The organism is Aeromonas sp. QDB34 (assembly GCF_027705405.1).
Taxonomy (GTDB): Bacteria; Pseudomonadota; Gammaproteobacteria; order Enterobacterales; family Aeromonadaceae; genus Aeromonas; species Aeromonas hydrophila.
Genome location: NZ_JAPDBT010000002.1, coordinates 307,814 through 334,151 on the forward strand (window position 1 = coordinate 307,814; position 26,338 = coordinate 334,151).

Below are 26,338 nucleotides of genomic sequence, written 5' to 3' on the forward strand. Positions count from 1 at the left end.
AATAGTGCCCTTGCCAACCGGCAACAAAAAGCCCGACAGTGTCGGGCTTTGGTCGTTCAGCAACAGCCATCTTCCTGCTTACAGGATGATGTCGCGCACCACGCTGTCTTTGCGATCCAGGAAGTGAATCGACTTGATGCGGCGAATGGTCCGCGATTTGCCACGGATCAGCAGGGTCTCGGTGGTCGCCATGACGCCGTCGCTGGTGATGCCGTCCAGCAGATCACCCTTGGTGATGCCGGTGGCCGAGAAGATGACGTTGTCATTCTTGGCCAGGTCTTCCAGCTTGAGCACCTTGCTCACGTCGATGCCGAGTGCCTCGCAGCGGGCAATTTCCTGCTCGCCCAGCGCACGCACTTCCGGGCTGTCGCCCTTGACCTGATGACGGGGCACCAGGCGGGCCTGCATGTCACCGTCCAGCGCACGGATCACCGCCGCCGAGATCACCCCTTCCGGCGCGCCACCGATGCCATACAGCATGTCCACTTCGCTGTCCGGCAGACAGGTGAGGATGGAGGCAGCCACGTCGCCGTCGGGAATGGCGAACACCCGCACACCCAGCCCCTGCATCTCCTTGATCGCCTTGTCGTGACGCGGCTTGGCCAGGGTGATCACGGTCAGACGGGAGAGCGGCTTGCCGAGCGCCTTGGCCACGGCCTTGAGGTTCAGCTCGAGCGCCTGATCGAGGTCGATGGCACCCTTGGCCTTGGGACCCACGATCAGCTTCTCCATGTACATGTCGGGAGCCTTGAGGAAGGAGCCCTTGTCGCCGACGGCCAGCACGGCCAGGGCATTGGCCTGACCCATGGCGGTCATGCGGGTACCCTCGATGGGATCGACCGCGATGTCCACCGCGTCGCCCAGACCCGTGCCCACCTTCTCGCCGATGTAGAGCATGGGGGCTTCGTCAATTTCACCTTCGCCGATCACAATCTCACCATCGATCTGGATCTGATTGAGGATATGGCGCATGGCCGCAACGGCCGCCCCATCGGCGATATTCTTGTCACCACGTCCGAGCCACTTGTAGCCAGCCAGTGCAGCCGCTTCCGTCACTCGGGAAAACTCGATTGCCAGTTCACGTCTCATCGCATATCCAACCTTTGGAGCTCGAAAACGGGCGGCATTCTACCACAAGGGCAAACCTTTGCGCGCAAAAGTGGCGGTTCGTCACACAAAACACGGCCCTTTCACCAATTTGACATCAAACCGCCACCGACACTTCACGAGAGTGTCACCCCGCTGTCATCCCCCCTGCCTAGCATGGCCCCGTCTTTTACAACAAAGCTTGCAACACAAGGGATTAAGATGAAAAAGCTGACTGTAGTGGCACTGGCTCTCACCGCGGCCTTCCAGGCTCACGCCGTTGAAGTTTACAAGAATGACACCACCACCCTGGATCTGTACGGCCGCATCTACGCCGGCCAGTTCTTCGGTGACAAGAAGGAAGGGGTCGACAGCACCCATCCGAACGGGACCCAGGAGTACAGCGACAAGCAGGGCGCCAACCAGTTCGTCCGCTTCGGCGCCAAGGTCGACAGCCAGATCAACAGCCAACTGAAGGCGCTGGCCCAGTACGAAGTGCAGATGTACATCAACGACAGCGAGAAGACCATCAGCGAGAACTCCGACAACCTGCGCACCCGTCTGGCGTTCGCCGGTGTTGGCGCGGACTGGGGCAACATCACCTTCGGTCGCCAGAAAGGGGCTCCGGGTTTCCTGGCTGACTGGACCGACGTTTCTCTCTCCGACGGTTACGGCAACGACGCGCTGGGTGCCAAGACCGACACCTTCGCCACCAACCGTGCCGGTTCCGTGCTGAAGTACTCCGGTCTGTTCAACGGCTTCCAGGTAGACACCAGCTACAAGTTCGACGGCGGTGACACCGAAGAGACCACCAGCAAAGACAGCGATGCCGCCTACGGCGCCGCCGTGGCCTACACCTTCCCGTTCAACCTGGCGCTGGGCACTGCCTACAACGTGGGGATCCGCGACAAGAACGGGGAAGAGGATGCCAAGCTGTGGCTGCTCTCCGCCAAGTACGACAACAAGGCCGTCTACGCCGCCCTGAGCTATGCGGACGGCACCGACTTCCTGGCCACCGGCAAGGATCACACCGGTTGGGAAGGAGCGCTGGGCTACAACTTCGAGAACGGCTTCGGCCTGATGGCGCTGTGGAACAAGCAGAAGGTAGAGCAGGACGGCAAGGCCGACTATGACTCCATCGACTACTACACCCTGGGCGCCCAGTACAAGTTCAACAAGAACCTGCGCGTCATCGGCGAGTACCGCATCAACAACCTCGACAGCAAAGAGAGCGGCAAGCTCAACGTCAAGGATGACTTCCAGCTGGCGGCCCGCTACGACTTCTAAGTCGGACCCCTCTGCACTGCGCGCGCCGGCTGATGCCGGCGCGCTCTTTTGCATCCGCGTCGGCGTGCCCTGCTCCCCATGATCTAGGCTCAACAGAACCACGACGAGGAGATCATCATGCCGCTACGCCTGCTCATCTGCTGCTGTCTGCTCTGTGCCCTGCCCGTCCAGGCGCTGACCATCGCCATGGTGCTGTGGCGCGGCGAGACCGATGCCGAGCGCGGCTTTCGCGACAAGCTGAACCGGCTCGGTCACCACCCCACCTTCGTCACCTTCAACGCCAATCAGGACAGAACCGTGCTGGCCACCCTGCTGCGCCAGCAACTGCTGCCCTCCCTCGCCGACTACGACTACATCTACTGCTTCGGCACCACCGCCACGGCCATGGTCAAGAGCCTGGTGGGCAACCGTAAACCGTTGATTTTCAGCATAGTGTCCGACCCCGTCGGGGCCGGATTCCTGTCCGACGACAAGACGGAAAACCAGATGGTGGCCGGCACCAGCAACATGGTACCGATGGCGCTGCAGCTCGCCAACGCCCGCCGCTATCTGCCCGCCGGCAAGGGGTTGCTGCTGCCGTTCAACCCGCGCGAGCAGAACACCCTGCTGACCGGCGAGCTGCTGCTGCGCGAAGCCCGTCGCTACCAGTGGGAGCTCACCACCTGGCGCATCGCGCCAGACAAGCGGCGGCTGGCCAGCGAACTCAAGCGGCTGCAGCACGACGCCAAAGAGAGCATCGTGTTTCTCGCCGCCGACAGCTACCTGCTCTCCATCGCCCCCGAATTGCTGGCTGCCCTCAACGAGGCGGGCATTCCCACCATCTGCAGCGCCGAGATCTATGTCGAGCACGGCTGCACCGTCGGCACCATCAGCAGCTATCGGGCCCTCGGCCAGATGGCGGCCAACATCATCCACCGCAACCTGCAGGGCACCCCGCTGCAGGATATCCCGCTGCAGACCGACCCGGTGCCGCGGCTGGTACTGGGCAAGTAGCTGGCCGAGATCACGCCCTCTGCCGCCGACCACTGAGCCCCTCATCCCCCTTTTTCCTTCCTCCCGTCACCTTGCCGACAGGGCGCCCTGTCGTCGCTGGCGAGCCATCCGATACCCAGTCCCATCGCCAAAACATGTTTCTATTGCACAGCTAATGAAAATCAATATCATTAGCATCCTCCCGAATGGGAGAAAACAAAATAATTACAAACAAATCAATAAGTTCAGACCATCAGGTCGCTTCTTCAAGAGTCAACACGCAACATGCACACACCTCACCACCCGCGCACTCTGCTGAGTGTCGCCCTGCTGGCCCTGAGCGCCGGCGCACACGCCGAAGACGAGACCATGACAGTGGTCGGCAAACGCAGCCAACATGAAGAGGTCGCCACCGCGACCCGTACCAACACCCCGGCCAAGCTGGTGCCGCAAGCCATCGACAGCGTCAAGGCGAGCGAGCTGACCGCCTTCGGCCAGCCCACCCTGAGCGAGGCGCTGACCGGCATCCCCGGCGTCAACGCCAGCGGTGACACCCGCTTCGACGGGGTCAACATCCGCGGCTTCAGCGCCAGCAACGACTTCTATCTGGACGGTTTTCGCGACGACATGCAGTACACCCGCGACCTTGGCAACACCGAGCGGGTCGAAGTGCTCAAGGGGCCGGCGGCGGTGCTCTATGGCCGTGGCAGCACCGGCGGCATCGTCAACCGGGTCAGCAAGAAACCGCAGAAGGGGCTGGAGTCCAGCGTCAGCGCCCAGGTCGGCAGCTTCGACAGCCGCCGGCTGGCCGCCGACCTCAACGGCGAAGCGGGTGAACAGGTGCAGGTGCGCCTCAACCTGGCTCAGGAAGACAAAGACAGCTTTCGCAACGGCGTGACCAGCAAGCGTACCCTGCTGGCCCCCTCCGTCAACTGGGAGATCAGTGACAAGCTGAACTGGCTGGTGCAGTACGAGCGCAACGAGCACGACCGCACCCCGGATCGCGGCATCCCCGGCGTCAACGGCCGGCCGGCCGACGTGCCGAAGGAGTATGTCTACAGCGATACCCGCCGCGACTTCATCGACGATGTGGCCCAGTCCACCCGCTCGCGCCTCACCTGGGACATCAACGATCAGTGGCAACTGCGCCAGCAGCTGGGCTATACCAGCCTCGACAGCCAGTTCGACAACACCTATGTCACCAGCGTGAAGGGGGATCAGGTGACCCGCTCCCGCTGGCAGCAGGATCTCAAGGCCAACAGCCTGATCAGCAACACCGAGGCCGAAGGCCAGCTGCAGACCGGCCCCGTCGAGCACCGTCTGCTGGTGGGCTTCGAGCAGAACTGGCAGGAGCGCACCCCCAAGCTCTACCAGAACGCCACCGCGATCCCGGCCGGCAACCTCTATGATCCGGGCACCCTGCCCACCTACGACGGCGCCATGAAGCTCTCCAGCGACGCCAACCACAAGGTGCGCGGCTACGGCCTCTATGTGCAGGATCAGCTCAGCCTGGGCGACTGGCACCTGCTGGCGGGTCTGCGCCGCGACGACTTCACCGTCACCAGCCGCCGCAACGACCTCAACAAGGAGGAGACCATCTCGGTCACCAGCCTGAGCCCGCGCCTGGGCCTGGTGTGGAACCCGATCGAGGAGCACGCCTTCTACGCCTCCTACAGCAAGACCTTCACCCCGGTGGGCGGGGAGCTGATCGGCATCACCCCGGGTGACAAGAACAACAACCTGGATCCCCAGCACACCCGGCTGTACGAGGGCGGCGTGAAGAGCGACTGGCTGGATGGCCGCCTGGCGACCACCCTCTCCATTTACCGGCTGGAGATGTACAACAAGCGCAGCAAGGATCCGCTGGATCCCACCAAGGTGATCCTCACCGGTCTGCAGCGCACCGAGGGGATCGAGCTGAGCGCCCGCGCCCAGCTGACCGACGAGCTCTACCTGCGCGGCGGCATCGCCATCCAGGATGCCGAGCAAGTCAAGGCGGACGCCGATCTGCAAGGCAAGCGGCCGATGAACGTCTCCCGCCAGAACGGCGAGCTGTTCGCCGGCTATCAGAGCGGCAAGCAGGGCTGGTTCGGCGAGACCGGGGTGACCGCGGTGGGCGATCGCTTCGCCGACAACGCCAACACCACCACCCTGCCCGGTTACGCCCGCTTCGACGCCCGTGCCGGCTACCGCTGGCAGCAGTGGGAAACCCAGCTGAGCGTGGAGAACCTGACCGATCACGACTACTTTGTCAGCGCCACCAGCGCCTCCCAGATCATGCCGGGCACACCCCGTCAGCTGCATCTGAGCGCCGCCTACCGCTTCTGATCCCCGCCTTTTCCCGATCCCTCTGGCCAGCTTCCGCTGGCCAGATTTTTATGAAGCACCGAGCGATGAAACGCAGAAAACTCCCCCTGCACAACAACAAGTGGGTGCGCCGCATCCACGCCTGGGCCGGCTTTGCCACCCTCACCCTGATGCTGCTCTACGGCCTCACCGGCCTCTGGCTGCAACACAGGGCCGTGCTGCCGCTGCCCGGCCCCCACACCGAGAAATCCAGCGAAGAGATAGTGCTGAGCGCGCCGCTGAGCAGCCCGGATGAGCTGAAAAGCCTGCTGCAACAACGCTATCCAGCAGGGTTCGAGGAGGGGCGCGTCCAGCTCACCCCGCCCCAGACCCTGCCCACCCCCGACGGCCCGCTCACCCTGCCGGCCCGCTGGGAGATGCGCGGCGTCACCCTCAGTCAGAGCGTGGCCGCCAGCTATGTGGCGGGCACATTGCTGGTGCGCACCGAACTGCAGCAGGCCAACTTCGCCGCCAGCCTCAACCGGCTGCACCGTGGCATGGGCATCGGCCTGCCGTGGCAGCTGGTGGGGGATCTGGCGGCGCTGGCCATGCTGCTGCTGGCCCTCACCAGCCTGCTGATGTGGAACAAGCTGCACGGACCGGCCGCGCGCGGCATCGCCCTGCTGCTGCTGGGCGCCCTGGTCACCGTGCTGGTGGCCCTGCTCTAGCGCGTTTACCGACGGCAAAACGGGATCTGTCTCTCGGCGGCGGTAACCTTGCCCGCACCTCGGGTAACAAAGGGTAACCGGCCGCCGATGGGGGTCACAGTTGCCGGCCTGGCGGCTGGATGAGGATCGCCTGCGGCTGCTAGGGTGCCCCTCAACCCAAGCGGCAAGAGGCAGCATGCGCATCTCCAGCATCGAATGCGGACGGGTGATGGCCATCATGGCGGTGATGGCCATTCACCTCTCCCCCTTCAGCAACCCCTTCGATCCCACCCTGTGGGACGGCACCCTCTACTTCTGGCTCGGGGGCGTCATCAACCAGCTCTGCCGCTTCGCGGTGCCGCTGTTCTTCCTCTGCGCCGGCTACTTTCTGCAACCCGCCCTCGCCGCAGGCCACCCCCTGACCGTGGCGCTGCGCTACTGCCGCCCGCTGCTGGGACTCTGGCTGGCGTGGAGCCTGCTCTACGTGCTGATACCCTTCAACCCGCTCGCGGCGGTGAGCGAGGGCTACCTGCCGGCCATGGCGAGCCAGTGGCAGATGCAGCTGGGGGATCCGCTCAACGCCTGGTGGGTAGGCGGCATGATCCACCTCTGGTTCCTGCCCGCCCTGATGCTGGCGGTGCTGATCCTGGCGCTCTGCCAGCAGGCTCGCCTGCCCCGGCTGGCCCTGCTGCTGGGCGTCCTGCTCTACGGGCTGGCCCTGCTCGGCGGCTCCTATGGCCCGCCGCTGCTGGGGGGTGAGTGGGCTCTGCTGACCCGCAACGGCCCCTTCTTCTCGCTGCTGTTCGTGGCCCTTGGCGCCGAGCTGCGCCTGCGCGCCTGGCAGCCGGATGCCAGGCACTGCGCCCTGCTGATGATGGCGGGGATGGGGCTCTACGCCCTCGAGGCCGCAGGGCTGCTGCACTTTGCCGCCGTGCCCCTCAACCGCCACGACTTCCTGCTGGGTTCGATCCCTTGGGCGCTGGGGCTGTTCGGCCTGCTGCTGGCCAATCCGGGCTGGGGCAAGGGCAGCTGGCTGGAACGCCAGGCCCCCAAGGTGCTGGGCCTCTACTGTCTGCACATGATGCTGGTGGTGTGGCTGATGATCTTCGGCCCGCAGGGCAAACAGGTGTGGTGGGAGCTGCTGAAGGTACCGGCGCTGCTGGCGCTCTCCCTGCTCGGCTACCGGCTGCTGACGCTGGGTGCAGCCAGTCGCTGGCTGCTGCGGGCCCGCTGAGGGGCACAGAGGATGGGAGGGAGGCCGATCCCTCCCCACTCAAGGCTGAATGGGGGGTTCAATTTTTATTCATCGCGGATAGATAAACTCCGGGACTCCTTAAACGCGACACCCAGGAGTCACGACCGTATGAAGTTGCTCACCAAGATGCTGTTCACCAAGCAATCCGGCCTTGTCCTCGTTCTGCTCGCCGCCAGCGGCTCCCTCAGCGCCGCTCAAATCGCCAACAACAACATCACCGAAGCCGAGATCAAGGCCGCGCAGGATGCCTGGGGCAAGGCCCTGATCCAGATCAGCGACGACTACCGCAGCGGTGGTATCGACAAGGCCAGAGCCACCGCCACCGCCGTGCTCGACGGCGCCTACGGCTACCACCATGGCCCCGTGCTGTTCAAGCCGACCCTGGCCGGCGGCGAACAGACCTTCCGCATCAATCAGGAAGGGGCACTGGCCTACTTCGTCGGCAACAATCAGGCCTATCCCGCCGACACCGGCTTCGCCCTCAAGAACTGGCAGAGCTACAACTACGACAACGCCGCCGTCTACATCAACGGCGACATGGCCCTCACCATGGGCAAGGTGCACCTGACCGACCGAGACAACAAGCAGACCACGGTCGACAAGACCTGGGGCTTCAAGAAGGGGGACGACGGCAAGGTACGCATCGTCCTGCACCACTCCTCCCTCCCCTACGCCGGCTAACGGCAACAGGCGACCTGCGGGTCGCCTGTTTTGTTATGGGGGTAGCAGTTTGGCCACTCGCCGGGTGACGACCGGGCCTGTGCTGTTACCATGCCTCCCTTGTGATGATTCCAGACGAGACACCCATGCAGATCCGCCCCTTCACCCCGGCCGACACCGAGGCCGTCCTCGCCATCTGGCTGGAGGCCTCCCTGCAGGCCCACCACTTCATCGAGCCCGCCTACTGGCACGCCAACCTGGCGCCGATGCGGGAGATCTATCTGCCCGCCGCCGACAGCCAGCTGCTCTGCCTGGGTGAGCAGGTACTGGGCTTCTACTCCCTGCACGAGGGCTCCCTGGCCGCCCTCTTCGTGGCCCCCGCGCGGCAGGGGCAAGGGCTGGGCAAGGCCCTGCTCGAGCACGCCAAACGGCAGTTGCCGACCCTGCGGCTGCAGGTCTATCAGCAGAACCGGGCCGCATGCGACTTCTATCGCGCGCAAGGGTTTCAGGTGGCGGCCGAGGGCGTGGATCCCCACACCGGCTGCGCCGAGTGGCTGATGGTCTGGCCGGCGCGGGATTAACTGGGCTCGCCGAGATGGGGTTCGTCGCGGGCCGCCCCCGCTTCGCTCTGCGCCAGCAGGTCGCCGTGGCTCAGCGCGAAGTCGTGCATCTGCTGAAGCAGGGGGAGCAGGGCGACGCCGAGCGCGCTCAGGCTGTACTCCACCCGGGGCGGCACGTCGGGGTAGAGGGTGCGGATGACGACGCCGTCGCTCTCCAGCTCCTTGAGCTGGGCGGTGAGCACCTTCTGGCTCACCTCGGGCAGGCTGCGGCGCAGGTCGCCAAAGCGCAGGGTCTGCGCGCGCAGATGAAACAGGATGGCCGGTTTCCATTTGCCGGCCAGCAGGCGCAGCACCCGGTAGGCGGGACAGGGCAGTGAGGACAAGGGATGGCTCGCGAGTGGTTACTTTGCGGTAACTATGCCACGAAAATGTGCCTTCTTGCAGCCAAGATGCCGGCTTCCTATGATGCGGGCTCCGTCATTCAACACCCACGAGAGGTTCACCATGCCCAGCCTGCTGCAGATCCATTTCAACTTCCCCACCGAGCTGATGGGGCCGGCCCTCACCGCTGCGGCCATGCCGCTGGCCGAGTCCATCACCCAGGAGCCGGGCTTCATCTCCAAGATCTGGACCGAAAACCCGCGCACCGGCGAGGCGGGCGGCATCTATCTGTTCGAGGATGAGGCGAGCGCCCTCGCCTACGCCACCATGCACCAGCAGCGGGTGCTCGCCATGGGCGCCAGCGCGGTGCAGTTCAAGCTGTTCGACGTCAACGAGCCGCTCAGCCGCCTCACCCGTGGTCTGGAGTGATCCCCTCAAGCGACAAACGGTAGCAGCTAGCCTGCTGCCAGACAAAGCCCAGCCGCCGAAACAGCCGCTGGCTGGGCAGATTGTCCGGTTCGATATCCGCCACTAGGGTGGCGATGCCGAGCTGGCGGGCATAGGCGATCAGGGCCGTCAGCGCCTCTGCCATCCATCCCGCTCCCCAGTGGCTGCGAGCCAGCATGCAGCCCACCTCTGCCTGACGCAAACCAGCCTCCCCCGCAAAGCTGTGCAGGCCGCAGGTGCCGATCAGGCGCTCGCTGTTGCGCGCCACCAGCCCCCACTCCAGCGACTCGCCGGCGGCCAGCAACCGCGCGACGCTCGCCAGCATCTGCGCCACGGTGGCGAGGGAGGGAAACGGCGGCTCGCCGACGAAACGCATGACCAGAGGATCCCCGTAAATGGCGAACAGATCGGCACTGTCTCCGGCATCCAATGCCCGCAGCAGCAGCCGCGGGGTCGACAGCGAGGGCAGTGCATGAGGCAGGGGGAACACGGCGCTGCGGTGCACCAGGCTCAAAACCGCAAGGTCAGGCCGATATTGGCCTGCCACTGGGTCACCAGCTCGCCGCGCACCTTGAACACGCACTGGTCCGGGTTGCAGAGAAACTGGCTGTTGTCGTTGACCAGCGAGCCATAGCCGCGCACCTCGGCCCGCAGTGCCAGATGCTCGGTCAGGCGCGGCTGTACCCCGAGCGCCAGCGACATGGAGGGGGCCACCTCGCTGTCGTAGGCGGCAAAGCGGGTCGCGCCGATCCCGGCGCCGATGTAGGGAGCCATCAGATTGTCCGACAGGGTGAGCGCCCCGGCGAAGTGGAGGGTGTCCACCGTCAAGCGATCCGGCTGATCGGGGGAGAGGTGGGTGGACTGGTGGCTGTAGAGCAGTTCTATCATGCCGGGGTCATCCACCTCCTTGCTGATGAACAGGCCCCAGCTGCCGGAGCGCTCTCCCTGCAAGGATTCCAGCCGGGTGGAAACGGGCGTCGGTTTGGGCTCGTCATTGGCCTCGAAGTCGATGGCCGAGCTGTAGCCGAAGAACGGCGTCACCTGCCAGCCGAGGGCGGCCTCCCCCTCGGCGCTCCAGGCCTGCCCCAGCGGCAACAACAGCCCCATCATCATGATCCCTGCTCGTTTCATCACGGCTCCTCCGTGCGCTGCATCAGTGCCCGTCAAGCATATCAGAGCCCACTGGCCCCCATCCTAAACCCGGCCTGTATCAAGCGATTTTCAGCGGGGCGATCACACTCCGTCGCCACTACTGGCGCCCTGCCGGCAAACGGCACATCCGCGCCTGCGGTTATTCATCCCGGATTAACCTGTGCCACGTATGCTGGCGCGCAATCGGCTCATGGTGAGCCGATTCAACTCACCAGAAGGACATCAGGGAATGGTTGCCGCGCAACTCAACGACCCCCAGAACAAGCTCTCCGATACCCTGCGGGCCACCGCCCACGCCATCGAGGAGAGCCATATCAGCCTGCGCCAGATGCTGGCCCTGGTCGGCGAACAGGGCATGCTGCTGTTTTGCGTGCTGCTCACCGTGCCCTTCCTGCTGCCGGTCTCCATCCCCGGCGTCAGCACCCCGTTTGGCCTGTTGATCCTGTTCATCGGCATCGGCATCACCCTCAACCGGGTGCCCTGGCTGCCCGCCATCCTGATGGAGCGCCGCTTCGCCGCCGAGCAGCTCAAGCCGACCCTGCACAAGGGGGCGGATCTGCTGGCCCGCATCGATCGCTTCATCCGCCCGCGCCTGCTGCTGTTGACCGGCAGCAGCACCATCAACCGCTGCAACGGCCTGCTGATCATGCTGGCGGCCCTGCTGCTGATGCTGCCGCTCGGGGCCATCCCCTTCACCAACGCCATGCCGGCCTGGGCCATCCTGCTGCTGGCCATCGGCATGCTGCAGCGCGACGGCCTGTTCGTCGCCAGCGGCTACCTGCTGGTGAGCGCCACCCTGGTCTGGTTCAGCGCCCTGGCCATCGGCCTGCTGATGGCCGGCCAGAGCGTCTCCACCCTGCTCGGCTAACGGCAACACCAAGAAAAAGGGCGACCCATGGGTCGCCCTTTTTGACTTGTGCGGGATCCGCCGTCACAGCAGATCGTAGATAAGGGCCGAGATGGCCAGCAGCCCGATCACCAGCACGAAGAGGGTACTCGCCCCGCGATAACGCTTGAGGGCGGGCAGACGATAGATGGAGCAGGCCGGCAGCAGGAACAGGATCACCGCGATGAGCGGCCCGCTCACCTTCTCGATGATCTCCAGCACGTTCGGGTTGAGGTAGGTAATCACCCCGGTCACCACGAACAGAATGACCGACGAGACCCGCGCTATGGTCGTTTCACGCAGCGACAGCCCCAGCCCCTGACAGGCACCGTTCACCATGCTCACCGTCCCCTCGCTCACCCCCATGGAGGTGCCGAGGAAGGATTTGGACATGGCCAGAATGGCGATGAGCGGCCCCACATAGGCGATCAGTGGATTGGAGAACTTGTTCGCCAGCGCCGACAGCACCGAAATATTGTCGATGCGGGCCTGCGCCATCTCGGCCTGACTCAGGCTCATCACGCAGCTCACCACGAAGAACAGCACGCTGCCGCAAATCAGCAGGCTGCTGCACTTGATGATGCGCTTGGCGCGCTGGTCGGCGCTCGCCTGACAACGCTTCTTCTGCGCCGCACTGAAGGAGGAGATGATGGGCGCGTGGCTGAAGGAGAACACCATCACCGGCACGATCAGCCAGAGGGATTTCCAGAACGCCGGGTCACGCCAGTCCACCCCCTGACTCTCGCTGAAGTAGGAGAGGCTCCACTGGGGCAGCAGATAGATGGAGAGGCCGATGAGGAAGGCAACCATCGGCAGGGCCAGCACGCTGATGGCCGACACCACCATCTGCTTGCCTGCCAGCAGCACCAGGTGCAGCCCCAGCATCACCCCCAGTACCAGCAGGCCGCGCGGGATCTCGGCATTGCCGAGCTGGTGCACCACAAAGCTCTGGATCGCGTTGGTGATGGAGATGCTGTAGACCAGAATGATGGGGTAGAAGGCCATCAGGTAGACCAGCATCAGCAGCTTGCCCGCCCGCGCACCGAAGTGCTCCTCCACCACGTGGGTAATATCCCCTTCCCGGTGGGAACTGGATAATACAAAACGACTCAATGCCCGATGGGAATAATAAGAAAGCGGAAATGCCATCAATAATATAAATAGCAAAATAACCGGCGAATTACTGCCAACGGTAATTGGGAGAAACAGTGTCCCGGCACCGACCGCAGTGGCATATAAGCCCATGGTCCATACCGAATCACTTTTCTCCCATTTCAACTTTGATGCGGGATTACTCTTTTCAGCAATAGCAACACTCATTGCGATATACACCTTATTAATCTGTCATCTTTTATTTTATTGGCCCGTGTAATTAGGCTGGTGATATGCAGCGGCATATCGACCGGATCGTAGAAAAAACAAGCCCGCCTGCGATCAACATGATCACCAAGAGGAAACGGGGATGCCACGCTACCATCGTTGAAATCGCCATAAAGGTCAAGGTTAATAATTCATGACTGTTTGAATCGGATTGTTTCAAAAGGAAATAAGATGTGTCATTTCGGCCTCAAGATAATCAATTCAGCTCCGTCTGGTAACATAACGACAAAACCTCGGTGAGTTGTTCAACAACTTGAATAAGGCCAGAGAGTGGCCCGTTAATATTAACAGCATCAGCCTATAAATATCAGTTAATTATGCAGCGAACAGTGCCTGCTGCGTCTGATATATCGGTGCCGGGCTGGCCGCCATATATAAGAGGGTCGCCGGCCCCGGTTTCACCTCTGATCGCCGGTTGCCACCGGGCAGTGAGCGACCCGGTTGCGGCCGGCCCGCTTGGCCCGATAGAGCCACTCGTCAGCGCGGGCCAGCGCCTGATTGATCTCCTCCCCCGGCCGCACCAGGGTGGTGCCCAGGCTGACGGTAAAGGCCGCCGGCTCTGCCGGCAGCGCCGCCACGGCCGCCCGGATCCGTTCCGCCAGCGCCAGCAGATCCGGCTCGCTCATGCCGGGCAGCAGGATCAGGAACTCTTCGCCGCCGCTGCGCACAAACAGATCGTCCGCCCGCAGCTGGGCGGCCACACAAGCGCAGAAACGCTGCAGCGCCCGGTCACCCTGCTGGTGGCCGAAGCGATCGTTGATCTGCTTGAAGTGGTCGATATCCAGCATCACCAGCGCGCAGGGCGCTTCCCCCGCCCGCCGCTGCCGGCAGTGCTCGAAGAAATAGCGGCGGTTATAGAGACCGGTCAGCTGGTCGGTTTCGCTCTGCAGCTTGAGCCGCTGCTGCAGCTCGTACTGGCGGGTGATGTTGCGGGTCACCCAGGCCACCGCCCGTTTGCCGTCGTAGCGGGAGGGCAGCGGCGCAATCTTGCCCTCGAAGTGCTGCATCCCCTGCGGCCCGACCGAGGCGTCGATCCCCTCCACCTCCACTGCCGCCAGCTCGTACTCCACCACCTGCACCTGGCCCGAATCCAGCGCCAGGGTCACCTGCTCCATCACCCAGCGGGTCATGGCGGCCGGCAGCACATCGGCCAGTCGCTTGCCCGTCAGCGGGTTGCCATCCTGATAGGATTGCTGCTCCACACCGCCGATGTATTCGATGTAGTAGCCATCCTCGCTCAGGATGAAGACGGGGTCGGGCAGCTGGGCCATCACTTCATATAGTTGCTTGACCGAAAGAGCCATGCGGTTTCCTTGGATCCGGAGGACGAGAGGCGCACACCGGGCTGGCGCCTGCCCCAATTATCGTGCCGGGAATGGCGCCGAGCCAGCGAGGGATCCCGCCATTCATGGATGCGCATCAAGCAATGCGGGAAAATAGCGCTTGCCCCGCCCATCGTAGCTCAAAAGAGCAGCGGCGCTCGGATATGCACCCTGCCTCACAGACAGCCGCTGCGCCCGTTGTCTGCGACGCCCGCATCCATTAGGCTGACCTTCCTGAGTCTGCCACTGACGGCCGACTCACCGACCATCAGCCACCGGCCAGACAGGCGCCGGCCCCCGGAAAAGGATCGTCCAGATGAAGAGAGCCATAGTGAAAGCCCGCTTCGATGCCATCAGCATCGAGGGAGAACAGCTGACCGTGAAGATTGCCATCCGCGCCCCAGAGCCGGACCCCAAGTCCGCCGGCGGTGACTGGCGCTGCAAGGTGAAGCTGGACGGCCTTGGCAACAAGACCTTTATCTATGGCGTCGATGCCCTGCAGGCCCTCAGCCTCGCCCTCAAGTTCGTGGAGAGCGAGTTGCGCGCCTTCACCGATGCGGGCTGGCACTTCTACCTGCCCGGCTGCCCCGATCACCCGGTCGACATGGCTGCCTGCTACTTCCCGCAGTTGTGATGCCGGGTTGCCCGCCCGGCCGGCTGATCGCCATTGAGGTCGGGCAACCACTTGACCGCATCGAGTCTGAACGGTTATGGATAGAGGCCCTTTACCCGGCTCTGGAGAGACCATGCACCTGACCCCACCCCAACCCCCTGCCGAGCAGGATGTCGACGCACTGCGCATCGGCCTGTCGGGTTACAACATCAGCAAGGCCGGCACCCACCTGCGCGAGCACATCGCCAGTTTTATCAAGGATGACTCGGGCAAGGTGCACGGCGGCATCACTGCCGACCTCAAGTGGGGTTGGCTGCACGTGGACTGGCTCTGGATTGACGAGCGCATCCGCCAGGATGGCTGGGGCGGCCGCCTGCTCGCCACCATGGAGCAGTACGCCCGCAGCAAGGGCATCAGCAACTTTCATCTGGAAACCACCAGCTTCCAGGCGCTGCCCTTCTACCAGAAGCAGGGTTACCAGGTCTTTGGCGAGCTGCCGGACATGCCGCCGGGGCATACCACCTATTTTCTGAAAAAGCAGGTATGAGGCCGCTGTCGCCACTCACCACCAAGGGCAAAGCCAAACCCACGCTCCTCAGCCCGGCCTTGGGTGCACTGTGTCTGTTGCTGACCACAAGCCAGAGCGCCATGGCCCTGTCATTGCACGATCTGGATCCAGCGTTTGCGCGTTGTGAGGCAAGCAAGGCCCGCCACAAACCCGCGTTGCCTCCCAAAGAGGATCGCTTCTGGTCGCAGGAAAGAGAGCAGCAGGTGACTGTGCTTGTCTACCTGCATGAGAAGAGCATGGAACGCTGCACCGCCGCAGAGGTAGAGGCACTGGCGATCAAGGCGTTCCATCAGGCAGTCGCCGGAGACCGCGCCTTGCTCGATGCCCTGATCAAGGCAAGGTCTACGACGCTCACGCCAGCTCAGCAGGCACAGTTACAGCAAGTAGGACAGACAGAGCTGGACAGGCTGGCCAAGCTGACGGGCTTTGCACACCCTTTCTCGCTGCTCGATTATCTCAACCTGCTGGCCCCGCCCAAAGCGTGAAGGGCTGACAAACCTGTCAGCCCTTCGGCATCCTCAGTGGCTGGCGGAGCGACTGCCGCTCCAGAGCAGCTCGCCGCTGCGCAGCTCCATCAGGGTCATCGACAGCCGATAGCGGCTGCCCTCGGCCACCAGATCCCCGTAGAGCATGTAGCCGGCGCCGGTCTGGCGACCGAGCCGCACCAGGGAGGCCGGGTTCATCCTGCCCTGCTGATACTCCAGCTGGCCGGTGATGGCCGCCACCTGACCTGGGCCGACAAAGCGAAAATCGCTCTTGCTCTGGATCCGCTTGCTCATGGCCGCTGCCATGGCGCGGGTATCCACCGGCTCGCCGGTGCCGTTCTGGGGCGGGGTGAGCAGCAGCACCGACTGACCGCTTTGCGCCAGCTCCCGCACCTCGGGGGCCTGCACAAAGGCATCGGCCATGGCCAGCGCCAGCCCGGTCGGCGCCACCGGTTTGGGCAGCGGCGCCCCGGCATCCGGCTTGGTCACCGACTTGTCCGGCTGGCTCATTGGCTGGTCCGGTTCACTGACAGGAGCCTGAGTGCCACCGTAGGGATTGACCGCACAACCGCCCAGCAGCAGGGCACCCACCATCAACAAGGAACGCAGCTTCATCTTTTCTCTCCGCCAAAAGTCCGTAAACGGGCATCAACCATCGCCCGCATGGCGGAGCCCCTGCCCCGCATCTTCCTTATGCTAGAGACAAACCCCGGCGGGGTCGATGTGCCCACCACCACAGGGCGACAGAGACTGGCGAAGCGGAGGGCACAAAAGGGTGGCAAGGCTCCACCCGATTCCGTTAGGGTAGGTTTGCTCAAGGTTCAACAGGATCGTGTTGCCCCCAGCTCCCAAGGTGGCCGGCTGCTTTTCTCAGGACAACCCCCGGTTTGGCCAGCGACCAAACCGCCCCTCGGGAGGGCGCCGTTACTCTCTGACAACGCAGGACAGCCAATGACATTCCAGCCCCTTGCCAACGCCACACTCGTTATTCGCCCCTTCGAGCCGGGCGATGCCGACGAGTTTGTCTGCGCGGCCCACGAATCCATCGAAACGGTCGGCAGCTGGATGAGCTGGTGCACTCCCTCGTTCAACCGGGAGCAGGCGCTGGCCTGGTTTGCTGTCTGCGATCAGGATCGCGCGGCGGGGCGCGCCTACGACATGGGCCTCTTCTGCGCCACCACCGGCCAGCTCTTGGGTGGCGCCGGTATCAACCAGCTGTCGCCCCATCATCGCTACGGCAATATCGGCTATTGGGTGCGCCAGTCCCGCCAAGGCTGCGGCATCGCCCGGCAGGCGGTCGCCCTGCTGCGTGAATTTGGCTTTAAACGGTTGGGGCTATTTCGGCTGGAGATCGTGATGGGAATCGGCAACACCGCCAGCGAAGCCGTCGCCATCGCTGCCGGGGCCACCTTTGAGTGCCGGGCAAGGAATCGCATCTTTCTTCATGGTCAGCCTATGGATGCGCATCTCTACTCTATTGCTCTCTCATCCGAGGAAGCTGTCTTCATATGAACACCAATCGACTGTATACTGACCAATAGATTACGACATATAGCCAATAGCTTAATATTCATGGAGAGATAAATGGGATCTGTAATTATAAGAAGCTTAACCCCTTCACAAATTCAGACTATTCGGCAACGTTGGCGCAACGAATCGTCATTTGTAGGCTTTCCTGATGCAGAGCGGGATACAGTTCAAGATAGTTGGTTCGATAATCTCCTTGTACAACCAGATTGGTTTTCGTCTGCAACAGCCACTTCCGTCACAGTAGCTGTTGCCAGAAAAGGTGCAGGTAAATCAGCAGTTCGGTTGACAAGTATCGAGAAACGTAAACCTGACCCCAGCATGCTAATAGTGGAAGCATCTGCGGATGAACTAGCATCGCTGCATGCAGAACGTTTGGCAAAGGCCTCAGAACGTGGGTATGGTGCAGTTTCAGATTGGATGCAAATATATGCAGACATGATATGTAGAAAACTCGCCCGTGATATGAGTGGTCAACTTCTCACTAGCGATGATGACATTGCTGTACGCGCATGGGCGAAAACTAAAGGAATAACTGAACGAGATTTCGGTGAACGTATTGTTGATGTACTGAAAACTCTAGTTCCTTGGGCAAAGCAGGTTGCGTCTGAGAATGAAAGCCAGATTAAAGAAAGTGAAGAAAGAATTTCCCGAGTGGCACAGGCTACCAGTTTTGTTCTCTACGTAGATGACTTTGATAATTTACAGGAGGAGGGTGGGGCAACCAACATCAGGTTAATTCGGGATGCCATAGAAGCCGCAGATAGAATCACTCATCACAATAAGAACTCCGAAGTTCATTTATTTATGCGGCAAGATTTATGGCTAAATATTAACCCGGGCTGGCATTACTCAGACAAAGTAAGTGGTGTTGTTCATCTCAATTGGGATGTTAGTGATTTAAAAAAATGGACAGAGCAGCGACTCCGACTAGCCATAGGGATAGCGCTGAATATTTATCCAAAAAGTATTAAAATTCCATTTGATGATATGTGGCAAGTGTTCTTCACAAAAAATGTAACCTTAAGGGATGGCTCCACCAGTGATTCCTTTAGCTACATTGTTCGCAGATCTATGTATACCCCTCGAAGCTTACGAGCTTTCATGAAGTTTTCACTTGATGGTGCAGATGAGTTACCCGTTTCTGAATCTGTGATACAAGATGCTGAATTGAACTATTCAACAGATCAACTTGAGTTTTTGAAAACAGAATTTGGCGGACTCTGTGTTGGTCTCGATATTTGTTTGCAGTCTTTCACTGGCAAGCCTCTTGAGTGGATTCCGTCAAACCTTTATAAACATCTAAGAGGCTTGATAGGAAATGGACAAGTAAAGCTACAAAAGGGAGTTTCACATGGGGAGCCAGATATTGCACTCGCACGATTTTTATACCGAATTGGTTTTTTAGAGGTCCGTTATCCACAAGATGGCCGCTATGAAGTACGTGATGTTATGCGCCATCCTGACCATTGGAAGAGCGTAAGAACTGACGACGCTGTTCGATGGGCTGTTCGTAGTGCCTTTTTCAATGGATTGAAGTCTCATGGACGATAGTATCTGCCGCTAGCTCATTAATGAAATAAATATTACTAAGGTGTTATAAACACTCTGAAGTGATGGCGGGCACAATCTTCATCACCCCATCTTATTCGCTGAGGCGAGCCCGCTTGTCCAGACCGCGAGACAGGATGTCGAGCGAGCGGGTGAGACGAAGTCGGGCGAATAAGCGGGGGTGGCCGCTCGATTGGTGACTTTTCTTTGGCCACGCAAAGAAAAGTTACTCGCCCAAGCCCGAAGGGCGGGCGAAACCCCTTCGAGGCCAGCGGCCTCGCGTCCTGCTCGGCGTAGCCGAGCCATCCATCATCACCTAAAACTGCAAAGCGGACGATTACGTCTGACGGCTAATCGACCCTACGATTGCACGGCGCAGCCGTGCCTGCTTGCCACAGGCACGGAGTCTGGCTGAACGCCGGGATGCTAGCGGTAAAGGGGCATGGGCCGCCCCTATCTCCCCAAAAACGGCTCCCAGTCCTTGAACACCGGCTGCAACCCCGCCTGTCGCACGGCGGCGGCCACTTCGCCCACCGGGCGGTCGTCGTGGATGGCGAACTGCTCCAGCTCCTCCGCATCCCCCTCGGCATAGCCCCCCGGCTGGGTGCGCGACTCGGCCGACATCTGGGTGATGCCAAGGCGCACCGCGCCGTTGCGAAAGGTGGAGGACTCGCGGGTCGAGAGGGACAACTCCAGCGTGGGCGAGAAGAGGCGCCAGGCGCAGATAAGCTGGGCCAGCTGGCGATCCGACATGATGACGGCAGGCTCCAGCCCACCGGTGCAGGGGCGCAGGCGCGGGAAGGAGAGCGAGTAGCGGCTCTGCCAGTGGTGGCGCTCAAGCCAGGCGAGGTGCTCGGCGACAAAGTAGCTGTCGGCGCGCCAGTCCGAGGAGAGACCGATCAGCGCCCCCAAGCCGATTTTGTCGATACCGGCGCGGCCCAGCCGATCCGGCGTGGCGAGGCGCCATGAGATATCCCGCTTGTTGCCGCGCAGATGGTGGCGGGCGTAGGTGGGGGCGTGGTAGGTCTCCTGATAGACCATGACGGCGTCGAGGCCGAGGCTTTTCAGTTCGGCATATTCATCCTGCGAGAGGGGCTGCACCTCCATCCCTACCGTGCTGAAGTGGCGGCGGATGATGGGCATCACCTCGCGAAAATAGGCGAGCCCCACCTTGTGCTCGTGCTCGCCGGTCACCAGCAGCACGCTGTCAAAGCCGCGCGCCTTGATGGCCAGACACTCGCGCTCAATCTCCTCTGCATTCAAGGTCTTGCGCTTGAGGCGGTTGCTCATGGAGAAGCCGCAGTAAGTGCAGTCGTTGGCGCACAGGTTCGACAGATAGAGCGGCACATAGAAGCCGATGGTGTTGCCAAAGCGCTGGCGGGTCAGCCGCTCGGCCTCGGCCGCCATCTGCGGCAGATACGCCTCGGCGGCTGGGGAGATCAGCGCCATAAAATCGGCCAGGGTACGGCGGGGTGAACCCAGCGCCCGCTCTACATCGGCGGCGGTCTTGGCGCGGATCTGCATGCCGATATCGTCCCACTCCAGCTCCTGCCAGCGATTGGCAAAATCCAACCCCCTCCCGGCCTCCCCCTTGGGAGGGGGAGGAGTGCAGGGCTCGCCCCCTTCAAGCACCGAATCTGCCTCTGCCCTCACCCCCAGCCCCTCTCCCAGAGGGAGAGGGGAGGAAGAATCTCCCCCAGTGATAGCCATTACCTGACTCATAACGCCCCCAGAAAATCGGTGAGCGGGCTGGAGGCTTGGGCCTGCAGGGCGCGGGCGCCAAGGCCTGCCTCATAGGCGCTGCGACCGGCGGTGCAGGCCAGTGCAAAGGCGCGGCCCATGGCGACCGGGTCGCCGCTCACCGCGATGGCGGTGTTGACCAGCACGGCATCGGCGCCCAGCTCAAAGGCGGCGGCGGCGTGGCTCGGCGCACCGATCCCCGCATCCACCACCACAGGCACATTGGCCTGCTCGACGATGATGGCGAGAAACTCCCGGGTCACCAGCCCTTGATTGGAACCGATGGGGGCGCCCAGCGGCATCACGGCGGCGCAGCCCACCTCTTCCAGCCGCTTGCAGAGCACGGGGTCGGCGCCGCAGTAGGGCAGCACCACAAAGCCCTCTTTCACCAGCTGCTCGGCGGCTTTCAGCGTCTCGATGGGATCGGGCAGCAGATAGCGCGGATCGGGGTGGATCTCCAGCTTCAGCCAGTTTGTTCCCAGCGCCTCGCGGGCGAGGTGGGCGGCAAACACCGCCTCGGCGGCGGTCTTGGCACCGGAGGTGTTGGGCAGCAGCTTGACCCCCAGTTGCAGCAAGGGGCTCAGGATATCGTCGTGGGCCTTGCCCGGTTCGAGCCGCTTGATGGCCATGGTGACCAGTTGGGAACCGCTCGCCTCGATGGCGGAGGCCATCAGATCCGGGCGGGCAAACTTGCCGGTGCCGGTAAAGAGGCGCGATGAGAAGGTGTGATCGGCAATTGTCAGCATGTCAGCCTCCTGCCACTGCGATAAGAAGAGATGAGGCCCCGCCGCAAAGCAGAGCGCTCGAAGATGGGACTGCGAGCATCATGGGTCAGCCTCCCGCAATGGCGGTGAAGAGGTGAAGTTCGTCCCCGTCATTGAGACGGGTCTCGGCCCAGCGGCCACGGGGCAGCACGGCGCCGTTAAGGGCCACCGCCACCCCTTGGGGGTTGACCCCCTGCGCGGCCAGCAGGTCAGCCACGCTCTGCCCTGCCGCCAGCGGCTGGGCTTTATCGTTGAGTCGAATGGTGAGGGTCATGGGGTGATCTCCTTATCGTGTGTCGAGCATCGGCGCTGCCCGCAAACCGGGCAATCGGGGTCGGGAGCCAGAGTGAGGGTCTGCCACTGATGGGTCAACGCATCGAAGCGGCGCAATGTGCCAGCGACCGGGCTCGGCATCCCGAGCAGCAGTTTCAGTGCCTCCAGCGCCTGCAAGGAGCCCATCACCCCGACCAGCGGACCGGTGACGCCGCTGGTCTCGCAGCTCTGGCTGACTTTCGTATCCTGCGGATAGAGGCAGGCGTAGCAGGCGTGATCCGTACCTGTGCGCGCCATCAGCTGCCCCTGCCAGCCGACTGCGGCGGCGGAGATCCAGGGCTTGCCCTGAGCCACGCAGGCGGCGTTGATGGCCTGGCGGGTGGCGAGGTTGTCGCAGCAGTCGATCACCAGATCCACCTCGGCCACAAACTCCGGCAGGCTGGCGGCATCGAGCAGCTGGTTGATGGCGATCAGCTCCACCAGCGGGTTGTGGGCCGCCAAGCGCTCGCGGGCCAGCTCCGCCTTGGAGTGGTTGACCGCCTCGCTATCGAACAGGATCTGGCGCGGCAAGTTGCTGGAATCGACTGTATCGCCATCGGCCAGCCACAGGGTGCCCACCCCGGCCCCGGCCAGATAGAGGGCGAGCGGCGAGCCGAGCCCGCCCAAGCCCACGATCAGCACGGACTTATCTTTCAGCCGCGCCTGACCGACCTCGCCCACTTCCGCCAGCATCAGCTGGCGGCCGTATCGCAAATACTCAGCATCAGAGAGCATGGGCCGCCTCCTGCATGTCGGTCATGAGCTGCGCCGAGCGCGGCTCATCCCCCGCCCCCACGGCCGCGAGCAGCCGCTCGGTCGCCCCCTGCCAGTCGTCGCTGGCAGTGATGGCCGAGACCAGCGCGATACTGCCGACCCCGCTCGCCTTGACCGCCGCCACCCGCTCCTCGCTGATGCCACCGATGGCCACCGTCGGCCACTCCGCCATCAGGGCGCGGTAGCGGTGCAGCCGCACCAGCCCCTGCGGGCGCGAAGGCATCGCCTTGGTGTTGGTCGGGAAGATATGGCCCAGCGCGATATAGGAGGGGGCCAGCTCGCGGGCCCGCATCAGCTCGAAGTAGCCGTGGGTGGAGATGCCAAGGCGCAACCCGGCCGCCTGAATGGCGGCGAGATCAGCCGTCTCCATATCCTCCTGCCCCAGATGCACGCCCCAAGCGCCCGCCTCGATGGCCTGCTGCCAGTAGTCGTTGATAAAGAGCCGCGCCCCATGACGGCGACCGAGCGCTACCGCATCGCGAATGGCCGGTGCTACCTGAGCGGCGGGCAGATTCTTGATCCGCAGCTGGATGGTCTTGACCCCCTGCCCCAGCAGGCGGCGCAGCCACTTGACCGAGTCCACCACCGGATAGAGACCGAGGTTGTGTTCAGTTGGCGCGAAGGGGCCCTGCGGCAGGCGGGCACTGCTTGTCTCATAAAGTCCGAAGCGGCGATCGAGGGTTGAACCCGCCAATACGGCACGGGGGAAATGGGCAAGATCGGCGGGCCAGCCGAGATGGGCGATGGGGCCGGGGCCTGCGCCCACTCCTTGCGCCGCAGCCAGCCCCTGTTGCAGGTAGGCGCGCGCTAGGGTGATGGCGTCTTCCACCGGATAATCCTGCGCCACCACGGCGGCGATGGCACTGGCGTAGCAGCAGCCGGTGCCGTGACCGTGGCGGGTATCGAGGCGCGGCGCCCCTAGCCAGAATTCGCGGGTCTCGTCCTGGTAGTAGTCCAGACACAGATCGCCGCTCCACTCAAGATGACCCCCCTTCACCAGCACGGCGCGGGCGCCGAGTTCACGCAGGCGGCGGGCGGCGAGGCGCACCAGCTCGGGGCTGCTGACCGGCAGTCCGGTCAGGGCTTCCAATTCGGGGCCGTTGGGGGTGATCAAGGAGAGGCGCGGCAACAGCTGCTCGCGCACCGCCGCCAGCATATTGGGCTCCGCCATCGGGGTGCCGGTGCTGGCGATGGCCACCGGGTCGTAGACCACGAAGGGGGCCGGGGTGGCCGCCAGTCGGCGGGCCAGCACCTCCACGTGCAGCCGGGTCGGCAACAGACCGATCTTGATGGCGGCGGGCGGCAGATCGACGCCGAGGGCGTCGATCTGGGCGGTGAAGGTCTGCATCAGCACGGGGTCAACCATCTTCACCGCCACCGAGTTCTGGGCGGTAATGGCTGAGATGACCGAGCAGCCGTGCACGCCGAGGTCGTGCAATGTGTGCAAGTCGGCCTGAATGCCGGCACCGCCGCCGGAGTCGGAACCGGCGATGGTCCAGACCACAGGTCGCGAGTCGGTCACGGGCGACAGGTCGGCGGGGCTGACAGCCCCGCGCTCGCTGCTCACGCCTCCTCCCCTGCGGCCTGTTTCAGCGCCGCCGCCTGATGGTAGATCTCGCCGCCAGTCTCCTTGAAGGTTTCGGCCATACGAGCCATGCCGCTCTCTACCTGAGCCACTACCTGCTCCTGCTGGCCATCCATGCCGACCAGTTTGATCTCCACGGCTTCAAGCTTCGCCGCGTAGTCACGCACGTCCTGAGTGATCTTCATGGAGCAGAACTTGGGGCCACACATGGAGCAGAAGTGGGCCACCTTGCCGGACTCCTGCGGCAGAGTCTCGTCGTGGTAGGCGCGGGCGATGTCGGGATCCAGCGCCAGGTTGAACTGATCCTCCCAGCGGAACTCGAAGCGCGCCTTGGACATGGCGTTGTCACGGATCTGGGCGCCCGGGTGCCCCTTGGCCAGATCGGCGGCGTGGGCGGCGATCTTGTAGGTAATCAGCCCCTGCTTCACATCTTCCTTGTTGGGTAGGCCCAGATGCTCCTTCGGGGTCACGTAGCAGAGCATGGCGCAGCCATACCAGCCGATCATGGCGGCACCGATGCCGGAGGTGAAGTGATCGTAACCCGGCGCGATGTCGGTGGTGAGCGGGCCCAGGGTGTAGAACGGCGCCTCGTGGCAGTGCTCCAGCTGCTCGGTCATGTTGCGCTCGATCATGTGCATCGGCACGTGACCCGGCCCCTCGATCATCACCTGCACGTCGTACTCCCACGCGATCTTGGTCAGCTCGCCCAGAGTGCGCAGCTCGGCGAACTGGGCCTCGTCGTTGGCGTCATAGACGGAGCCCGGACGCAGACCGTCGCCCAGCGACAGGGCCACGTCATAGGCGGCGCAGATCTCGCAGATTTCGCGGAAGTGCTGGTAGAGGAAGTTCTCCTTGTGGTGGGAGAGGCACCACTTGGCCATGATGCTGCCGCCGCGCGACACGATGCCGGTGAGGCGCTTGGCGGTCATCGGCACGAAGCGCAGCAAGACGCCGGCGTGGATAGTGAAGTAGTCCACCCCCTGCTCGGCCTGCTCCAGCAGGGTGTCGCGGAACAGCTCCCAGGTGAGGTCTTCGGCGATGCCGTTGGTCTTCTCCAGCGCCTGATAGATGGGCACGGTACCGATGGGCACCGGGCTGTTGCGCAGGATCCACTCGCGGGTCTCGTGGATGTAGCGGCCGGTGGAGAGATCCATCACGGTGTCGGCGCCCCAGCGGGTCGACCAGACCAGCTTCTCCACCTCCTCTTCGATGCTGGAGGTGACCGCCGAGTTGCCGATGTTGGCGTTGATCTTCACCAAGAAGTTGCGGCCGATGATCATCGGCTCAGCTTCCGGGTGGTTGATGTTGCTGGGGATGATGGCGCGACCGGCCGCCACCTCATCGCGCACGAATTCGGGGGTGATGTTCTGGGGCAAACGGGCACCGAAATCACGGCCCGGATGCTGGGTGCGCAGGAGCTCGGAGCGCACCCGCTCGCGCCCCATGTTCTCGCGGATAGCGATAAATTCCATCTCGGGAGTGACGATGCCGGCGCGGGCGTAGTGGAGCTGGGTGACCCGGCGGCCCGGCTTGGCGCGGCGCGGCTTGGGTAGATGTTCGAAGCGCAGGTGATCCAGTCCCTCGTCGGCCAGCCGCTCCTGAGTGAAGGTGGAGCTGAGCCCCGGCAAGGCGTCGGTATCATCGCGCTCCAGCACCCAGTGTTCCCGCAGGCGCGGCAGGCCGCGGCGCACGTCGATGGCGACCCCCTCCTCCCCGTAACGGCCCGAGGTGTCGTAGACCGGCACCGGCTCGTTGGGCTCGAACTGGGGGGCCTCTTTGGTGCCGCCGACGAAGGTATCGGCTAGCTGGATTTCCCGCAGCGGCACCCGGATATCGGCGCGGGAGCCTTCGATAAAGATGCGGCGGGAGTTGGGGTGAGCCATCCCCTTGAGGCTGTCGATAAAAGCCTGAGCGCTGGAGCGCTGCTCGCGGCGGCTGGATTTGGTGGTATCAGAAACATTGGTAGACATAGCAAAACTCACATTAACTGGTTGAAGTTATGGGTATTTGCTTGTCTGGAGTTCGAGGAGAAGATGAA

27 protein-coding genes are annotated in these 26,338 nt (G+C 63.0%); 14 read left to right on the forward strand and 13 right to left on the reverse strand.

From position 1 onward, the window contains the following. Nucleotides 1-78 precede the first annotated feature (78 nt). Nucleotides 79-1,089 (reverse strand): class II fructose-bisphosphatase, encoded by a 1,011-nt coding sequence (gene glpX, locus OKC29_RS05295; protein WP_016349240.1) that lies wholly within the window; start codon nt 1,087-1,089, stop codon nt 79-81. Between the two features lie 219 nt (nt 1,090-1,308). Here glpX and OKC29_RS05300 point away from each other — a divergent pair, with 219 nt between their 5' ends. The 7 genes from OKC29_RS05300 (at nt 1,309) to OKC29_RS05330 (ending at nt 8,834) form a co-directional block, all read left to right on the forward strand. Beyond that, nucleotides 1,309-2,373, forward strand: coding sequence for a porin (locus OKC29_RS05300; protein ID WP_016349239.1), 1,065 nt, complete (start codon nt 1,309-1,311; stop codon nt 2,371-2,373). A gap of 117 nt (nt 2,374-2,490) precedes the next feature. After that, on the forward strand, nt 2,491-3,366 hold the full coding sequence (locus OKC29_RS05305; RefSeq protein ID WP_073348741.1) for an ABC transporter substrate-binding protein: 876 nt from the start codon (nt 2,491-2,493) through the stop codon (nt 3,364-3,366). 264 nt (nt 3,367-3,630) lie between these two features. Beyond that, nucleotides 3,631-5,673 carry a TonB-dependent receptor gene (locus tag OKC29_RS05310; protein WP_073348740.1) on the forward strand — a complete coding sequence of 681 codons (2,043 nt, stop codon included), beginning with the start codon at nt 3,631-3,633 and terminating at the stop codon, nt 5,671-5,673. A gap of 65 nt (nt 5,674-5,738) precedes the next feature. Beyond that, entirely contained in the window at nt 5,739-6,359 is a 621-nt protein-coding gene (locus tag OKC29_RS05315; RefSeq protein WP_162275582.1) for a PepSY-associated TM helix domain-containing protein, read from the forward strand. A gap of 175 nt (nt 6,360-6,534) precedes the next feature. Further along, nucleotides 6,535-7,572: an acyltransferase gene (locus OKC29_RS05320; RefSeq protein WP_073348738.1), complete on the forward strand. Its 1,038-nt coding sequence runs from the start codon at nt 6,535-6,537 to the stop codon at nt 7,570-7,572. A 129-nt stretch (nt 7,573-7,701) separates the two neighbouring features. Further along, entirely contained in the window at nt 7,702-8,274 is a 573-nt protein-coding gene (locus OKC29_RS05325; RefSeq protein WP_029301822.1) for a hypothetical protein, read from the forward strand. 125 nt (nt 8,275-8,399) lie between these two features. Beyond that, on the forward strand, nt 8,400-8,834 hold the full coding sequence (locus tag OKC29_RS05330; RefSeq protein WP_049046912.1) for an N-acetyltransferase: 435 nt from the start codon (nt 8,400-8,402) through the stop codon (nt 8,832-8,834). On the opposite strand, the gene OKC29_RS05335 is transcribed toward OKC29_RS05330, so the two are convergent. Continuing rightward, nucleotides 8,831-9,196: a winged helix-turn-helix transcriptional regulator gene (locus OKC29_RS05335; protein WP_073348736.1), complete on the reverse strand. Its 366-nt coding sequence runs from the start codon at nt 9,194-9,196 to the stop codon at nt 8,831-8,833. The two genes, OKC29_RS05330 and OKC29_RS05335, sit on opposite strands and share 4 nt — an antisense overlap. Before the next feature lie 121 nt (nt 9,197-9,317). On the opposite strand from OKC29_RS05335, the gene OKC29_RS05340 reads away from it, so the two are divergent. Further along, complete coding sequence (locus tag OKC29_RS05340; protein WP_073352310.1) at nt 9,318-9,623, forward strand: monooxygenase; 306 nt, start codon at nt 9,318-9,320, stop codon at nt 9,621-9,623. Here the strand turns inward: OKC29_RS05340 and OKC29_RS05345 are convergent. Continuing rightward, nucleotides 9,604-10,146, reverse strand: a complete 543-nt coding sequence (locus OKC29_RS05345) for a GNAT family N-acetyltransferase (RefSeq protein ID WP_049046979.1) — start codon at nt 10,144-10,146, stop codon at nt 9,604-9,606. The genes OKC29_RS05340 and OKC29_RS05345 overlap by 20 nt on opposite strands. A gap of 5 nt (nt 10,147-10,151) precedes the next feature. Beyond that, entirely contained in the window at nt 10,152-10,772 is a 621-nt protein-coding gene (locus OKC29_RS05350; protein ID WP_049046916.1) for an outer membrane beta-barrel protein, read from the reverse strand. A gap of 250 nt (nt 10,773-11,022) precedes the next feature. Between OKC29_RS05350 and OKC29_RS05355 the strand changes: the two genes are divergently transcribed. Continuing rightward, nucleotides 11,023-11,661, forward strand: coding sequence for an exopolysaccharide biosynthesis protein (locus OKC29_RS05355; protein WP_016349228.1), 639 nt, complete (start codon nt 11,023-11,025; stop codon nt 11,659-11,661). Nucleotides 11,662-11,724: 63 nt separating this feature from the next. Here OKC29_RS05355 and OKC29_RS05360 read toward each other — a convergent pair whose 3' ends face one another. Both OKC29_RS05360 and OKC29_RS05365 read right to left on the reverse strand, forming a co-directional pair. Beyond that, a complete protein-coding gene (locus OKC29_RS05360; protein ID WP_073348733.1) occupies nt 11,725-12,999 on the reverse strand; it encodes an amino acid permease in 1,275 nt (424 codons plus the stop codon). 458 nt (nt 13,000-13,457) lie between these two features. Further along, complete coding sequence (locus tag OKC29_RS05365) at nt 13,458-14,363, reverse strand: GGDEF domain-containing protein (protein ID WP_073348732.1); 906 nt, start codon at nt 14,361-14,363, stop codon at nt 13,458-13,460. 334 nt (nt 14,364-14,697) lie between these two features. Here OKC29_RS05365 and OKC29_RS05370 point away from each other — a divergent pair, with 334 nt between their 5' ends. The 3 genes from OKC29_RS05370 to OKC29_RS05380 all read left to right on the forward strand — a co-directional run bounded on the left by OKC29_RS05370 (nt 14,698) and on the right by OKC29_RS05380 (nt 16,047). Beyond that, a complete protein-coding gene (locus OKC29_RS05370; RefSeq protein WP_011704422.1) occupies nt 14,698-15,015 on the forward strand; it encodes a DUF6968 family protein in 318 nt (105 codons plus the stop codon). A gap of 112 nt (nt 15,016-15,127) precedes the next feature. Further along, nucleotides 15,128-15,541, forward strand: coding sequence for a GNAT family N-acetyltransferase (locus OKC29_RS05375; RefSeq protein WP_073348731.1), 414 nt, complete (start codon nt 15,128-15,130; stop codon nt 15,539-15,541). Next, a complete protein-coding gene (locus tag OKC29_RS05380; RefSeq protein WP_073348730.1) occupies nt 15,538-16,047 on the forward strand; it encodes a hypothetical protein in 510 nt (169 codons plus the stop codon). The genes OKC29_RS05375 and OKC29_RS05380 overlap by 4 nt, the downstream gene beginning before the upstream one ends. A gap of 33 nt (nt 16,048-16,080) precedes the next feature. Here OKC29_RS05380 and OKC29_RS05385 read toward each other — a convergent pair whose 3' ends face one another. Continuing rightward, a complete protein-coding gene (locus tag OKC29_RS05385; RefSeq protein WP_073348729.1) occupies nt 16,081-16,662 on the reverse strand; it encodes a penicillin-binding protein activator LpoB in 582 nt (193 codons plus the stop codon). A gap of 336 nt (nt 16,663-16,998) precedes the next feature. Here OKC29_RS05385 and OKC29_RS05390 point away from each other — a divergent pair, with 336 nt between their 5' ends. Both OKC29_RS05390 and OKC29_RS05395 read left to right on the forward strand, forming a co-directional pair. After that, nucleotides 16,999-17,559, forward strand: a complete 561-nt coding sequence (locus tag OKC29_RS05390; protein WP_162275581.1) for a GNAT family N-acetyltransferase — start codon at nt 16,999-17,001, stop codon at nt 17,557-17,559. Nucleotides 17,560-17,631: 72 nt separating this feature from the next. Further along, nucleotides 17,632-19,128 (forward strand): P-loop ATPase, Sll1717 family, encoded by a 1,497-nt coding sequence (locus OKC29_RS05395; RefSeq protein WP_123784997.1) that lies wholly within the window; start codon nt 17,632-17,634, stop codon nt 19,126-19,128. A gap of 450 nt (nt 19,129-19,578) precedes the next feature. Here the strand turns inward: OKC29_RS05395 and thiH are convergent, their stop codons facing one another. The 6 genes from thiH to thiC all read right to left on the reverse strand — a co-directional run bounded on the left by thiH (nt 19,579) and on the right by thiC (nt 26,270). Next, nucleotides 19,579-20,835 carry a 2-iminoacetate synthase ThiH gene (gene thiH, locus OKC29_RS05400; RefSeq protein WP_162275580.1) on the reverse strand — a complete coding sequence of 419 codons (1,257 nt, stop codon included), beginning with the start codon at nt 20,833-20,835 and terminating at the stop codon, nt 19,579-19,581. A gap of 8 nt (nt 20,836-20,843) precedes the next feature. After that, complete coding sequence (locus tag OKC29_RS05405) at nt 20,844-21,611, reverse strand: thiazole synthase (RefSeq protein ID WP_073348727.1); 768 nt, start codon at nt 21,609-21,611, stop codon at nt 20,844-20,846. A gap of 85 nt (nt 21,612-21,696) precedes the next feature. After that, the gene (thiS, locus tag OKC29_RS05410; protein WP_064337452.1) at nt 21,697-21,903 is read right to left on the reverse strand and encodes a sulfur carrier protein ThiS; all 207 of its coding nucleotides are present in this window, start codon (nt 21,901-21,903) and stop codon (nt 21,697-21,699) included. Next, nucleotides 21,900-22,676 (reverse strand): HesA/MoeB/ThiF family protein, encoded by a 777-nt coding sequence (locus tag OKC29_RS05415; RefSeq protein ID WP_073348726.1) that lies wholly within the window; start codon nt 22,674-22,676, stop codon nt 21,900-21,902. Before OKC29_RS05415 ends, thiS begins: the two co-directional genes overlap by 4 nt. Then, nucleotides 22,666-24,282 carry a thiamine phosphate synthase gene (gene thiE, locus OKC29_RS05420; RefSeq protein WP_073348725.1) on the reverse strand — a complete coding sequence of 539 codons (1,617 nt, stop codon included), beginning with the start codon at nt 24,280-24,282 and terminating at the stop codon, nt 22,666-22,668. The genes OKC29_RS05415 and thiE overlap by 11 nt, the downstream gene beginning before the upstream one ends. Further along, on the reverse strand, nt 24,279-26,270 hold the full coding sequence (gene thiC / locus OKC29_RS05425; protein ID WP_073348724.1) for a phosphomethylpyrimidine synthase ThiC: 1,992 nt from the start codon (nt 26,268-26,270) through the stop codon (nt 24,279-24,281). The genes thiE and thiC overlap by 4 nt, the downstream gene beginning before the upstream one ends. Nucleotides 26,271-26,338: the final 68 nt, after the last annotated feature.

Coding starts and splice junctions, on each gene's coding strand:
- thiH (WP_162275580.1), bottom strand. CDS start 20,835: ATGGCTATCACTGGGGGAGATTCTTCCTCCCCTCTCCCTCTGGGAGAG.
- OKC29_RS05380 (WP_073348730.1), top strand. CDS start 15,538: ATGAGGCCGCTGTCGCCACTCACCACCAAGGGCAAAGCCAAACCCACG.
- OKC29_RS05355 (WP_016349228.1), top strand. CDS start 11,023: ATGGTTGCCGCGCAACTCAACGACCCCCAGAACAAGCTCTCCGATACC.
- OKC29_RS05310 (WP_073348740.1), top strand. CDS start 3,631: ATGCACACACCTCACCACCCGCGCACTCTGCTGAGTGTCGCCCTGCTG.
- OKC29_RS05315 (WP_162275582.1), top strand. CDS start 5,739: ATGAAACGCAGAAAACTCCCCCTGCACAACAACAAGTGGGTGCGCCGC.
- OKC29_RS05320 (WP_073348738.1), top strand. CDS start 6,535: ATGCGCATCTCCAGCATCGAATGCGGACGGGTGATGGCCATCATGGCG.
- OKC29_RS05365 (WP_073348732.1), bottom strand. CDS start 14,363: ATGGCTCTTTCGGTCAAGCAACTATATGAAGTGATGGCCCAGCTGCCC.
- OKC29_RS05305 (WP_073348741.1), top strand. CDS start 2,491: ATGCCGCTACGCCTGCTCATCTGCTGCTGTCTGCTCTGTGCCCTGCCC.
- glpX (WP_016349240.1), bottom strand. CDS start 1,089: ATGAGACGTGAACTGGCAATCGAGTTTTCCCGAGTGACGGAAGCGGCT.
- OKC29_RS05330 (WP_049046912.1), top strand. CDS start 8,400: ATGCAGATCCGCCCCTTCACCCCGGCCGACACCGAGGCCGTCCTCGCC.
- thiC (WP_073348724.1), bottom strand. CDS start 26,270: ATGTCTACCAATGTTTCTGATACCACCAAATCCAGCCGCCGCGAGCAG.
- OKC29_RS05385 (WP_073348729.1), bottom strand. CDS start 16,662: ATGAAGCTGCGTTCCTTGTTGATGGTGGGTGCCCTGCTGCTGGGCGGT.
- OKC29_RS05300 (WP_016349239.1), top strand. CDS start 1,309: ATGAAAAAGCTGACTGTAGTGGCACTGGCTCTCACCGCGGCCTTCCAG.
- OKC29_RS05415 (WP_073348726.1), bottom strand. CDS start 22,676: ATGCTCTCTGATGCTGAGTATTTGCGATACGGCCGCCAGCTGATGCTG.
- OKC29_RS05390 (WP_162275581.1), top strand. CDS start 16,999: ATGACATTCCAGCCCCTTGCCAACGCCACACTCGTTATTCGCCCCTTC.
- OKC29_RS05370 (WP_011704422.1), top strand. CDS start 14,698: ATGAAGAGAGCCATAGTGAAAGCCCGCTTCGATGCCATCAGCATCGAG.
- OKC29_RS05350 (WP_049046916.1), bottom strand. CDS start 10,772: ATGAAACGAGCAGGGATCATGATGATGGGGCTGTTGTTGCCGCTGGGG.
- OKC29_RS05340 (WP_073352310.1), top strand. CDS start 9,318: ATGCCCAGCCTGCTGCAGATCCATTTCAACTTCCCCACCGAGCTGATG.
- OKC29_RS05325 (WP_029301822.1), top strand. CDS start 7,702: ATGAAGTTGCTCACCAAGATGCTGTTCACCAAGCAATCCGGCCTTGTC.
- OKC29_RS05360 (WP_073348733.1), bottom strand. CDS start 12,999: ATGAGTGTTGCTATTGCTGAAAAGAGTAATCCCGCATCAAAGTTGAAA.
- thiS (WP_064337452.1), bottom strand. CDS start 21,903: ATGACCCTCACCATTCGACTCAACGATAAAGCCCAGCCGCTGGCGGCA.
- OKC29_RS05375 (WP_073348731.1), top strand. CDS start 15,128: ATGCACCTGACCCCACCCCAACCCCCTGCCGAGCAGGATGTCGACGCA.
- OKC29_RS05395 (WP_123784997.1), top strand. CDS start 17,632: ATGGGATCTGTAATTATAAGAAGCTTAACCCCTTCACAAATTCAGACT.
- OKC29_RS05405 (WP_073348727.1), bottom strand. CDS start 21,611: ATGCTGACAATTGCCGATCACACCTTCTCATCGCGCCTCTTTACCGGC.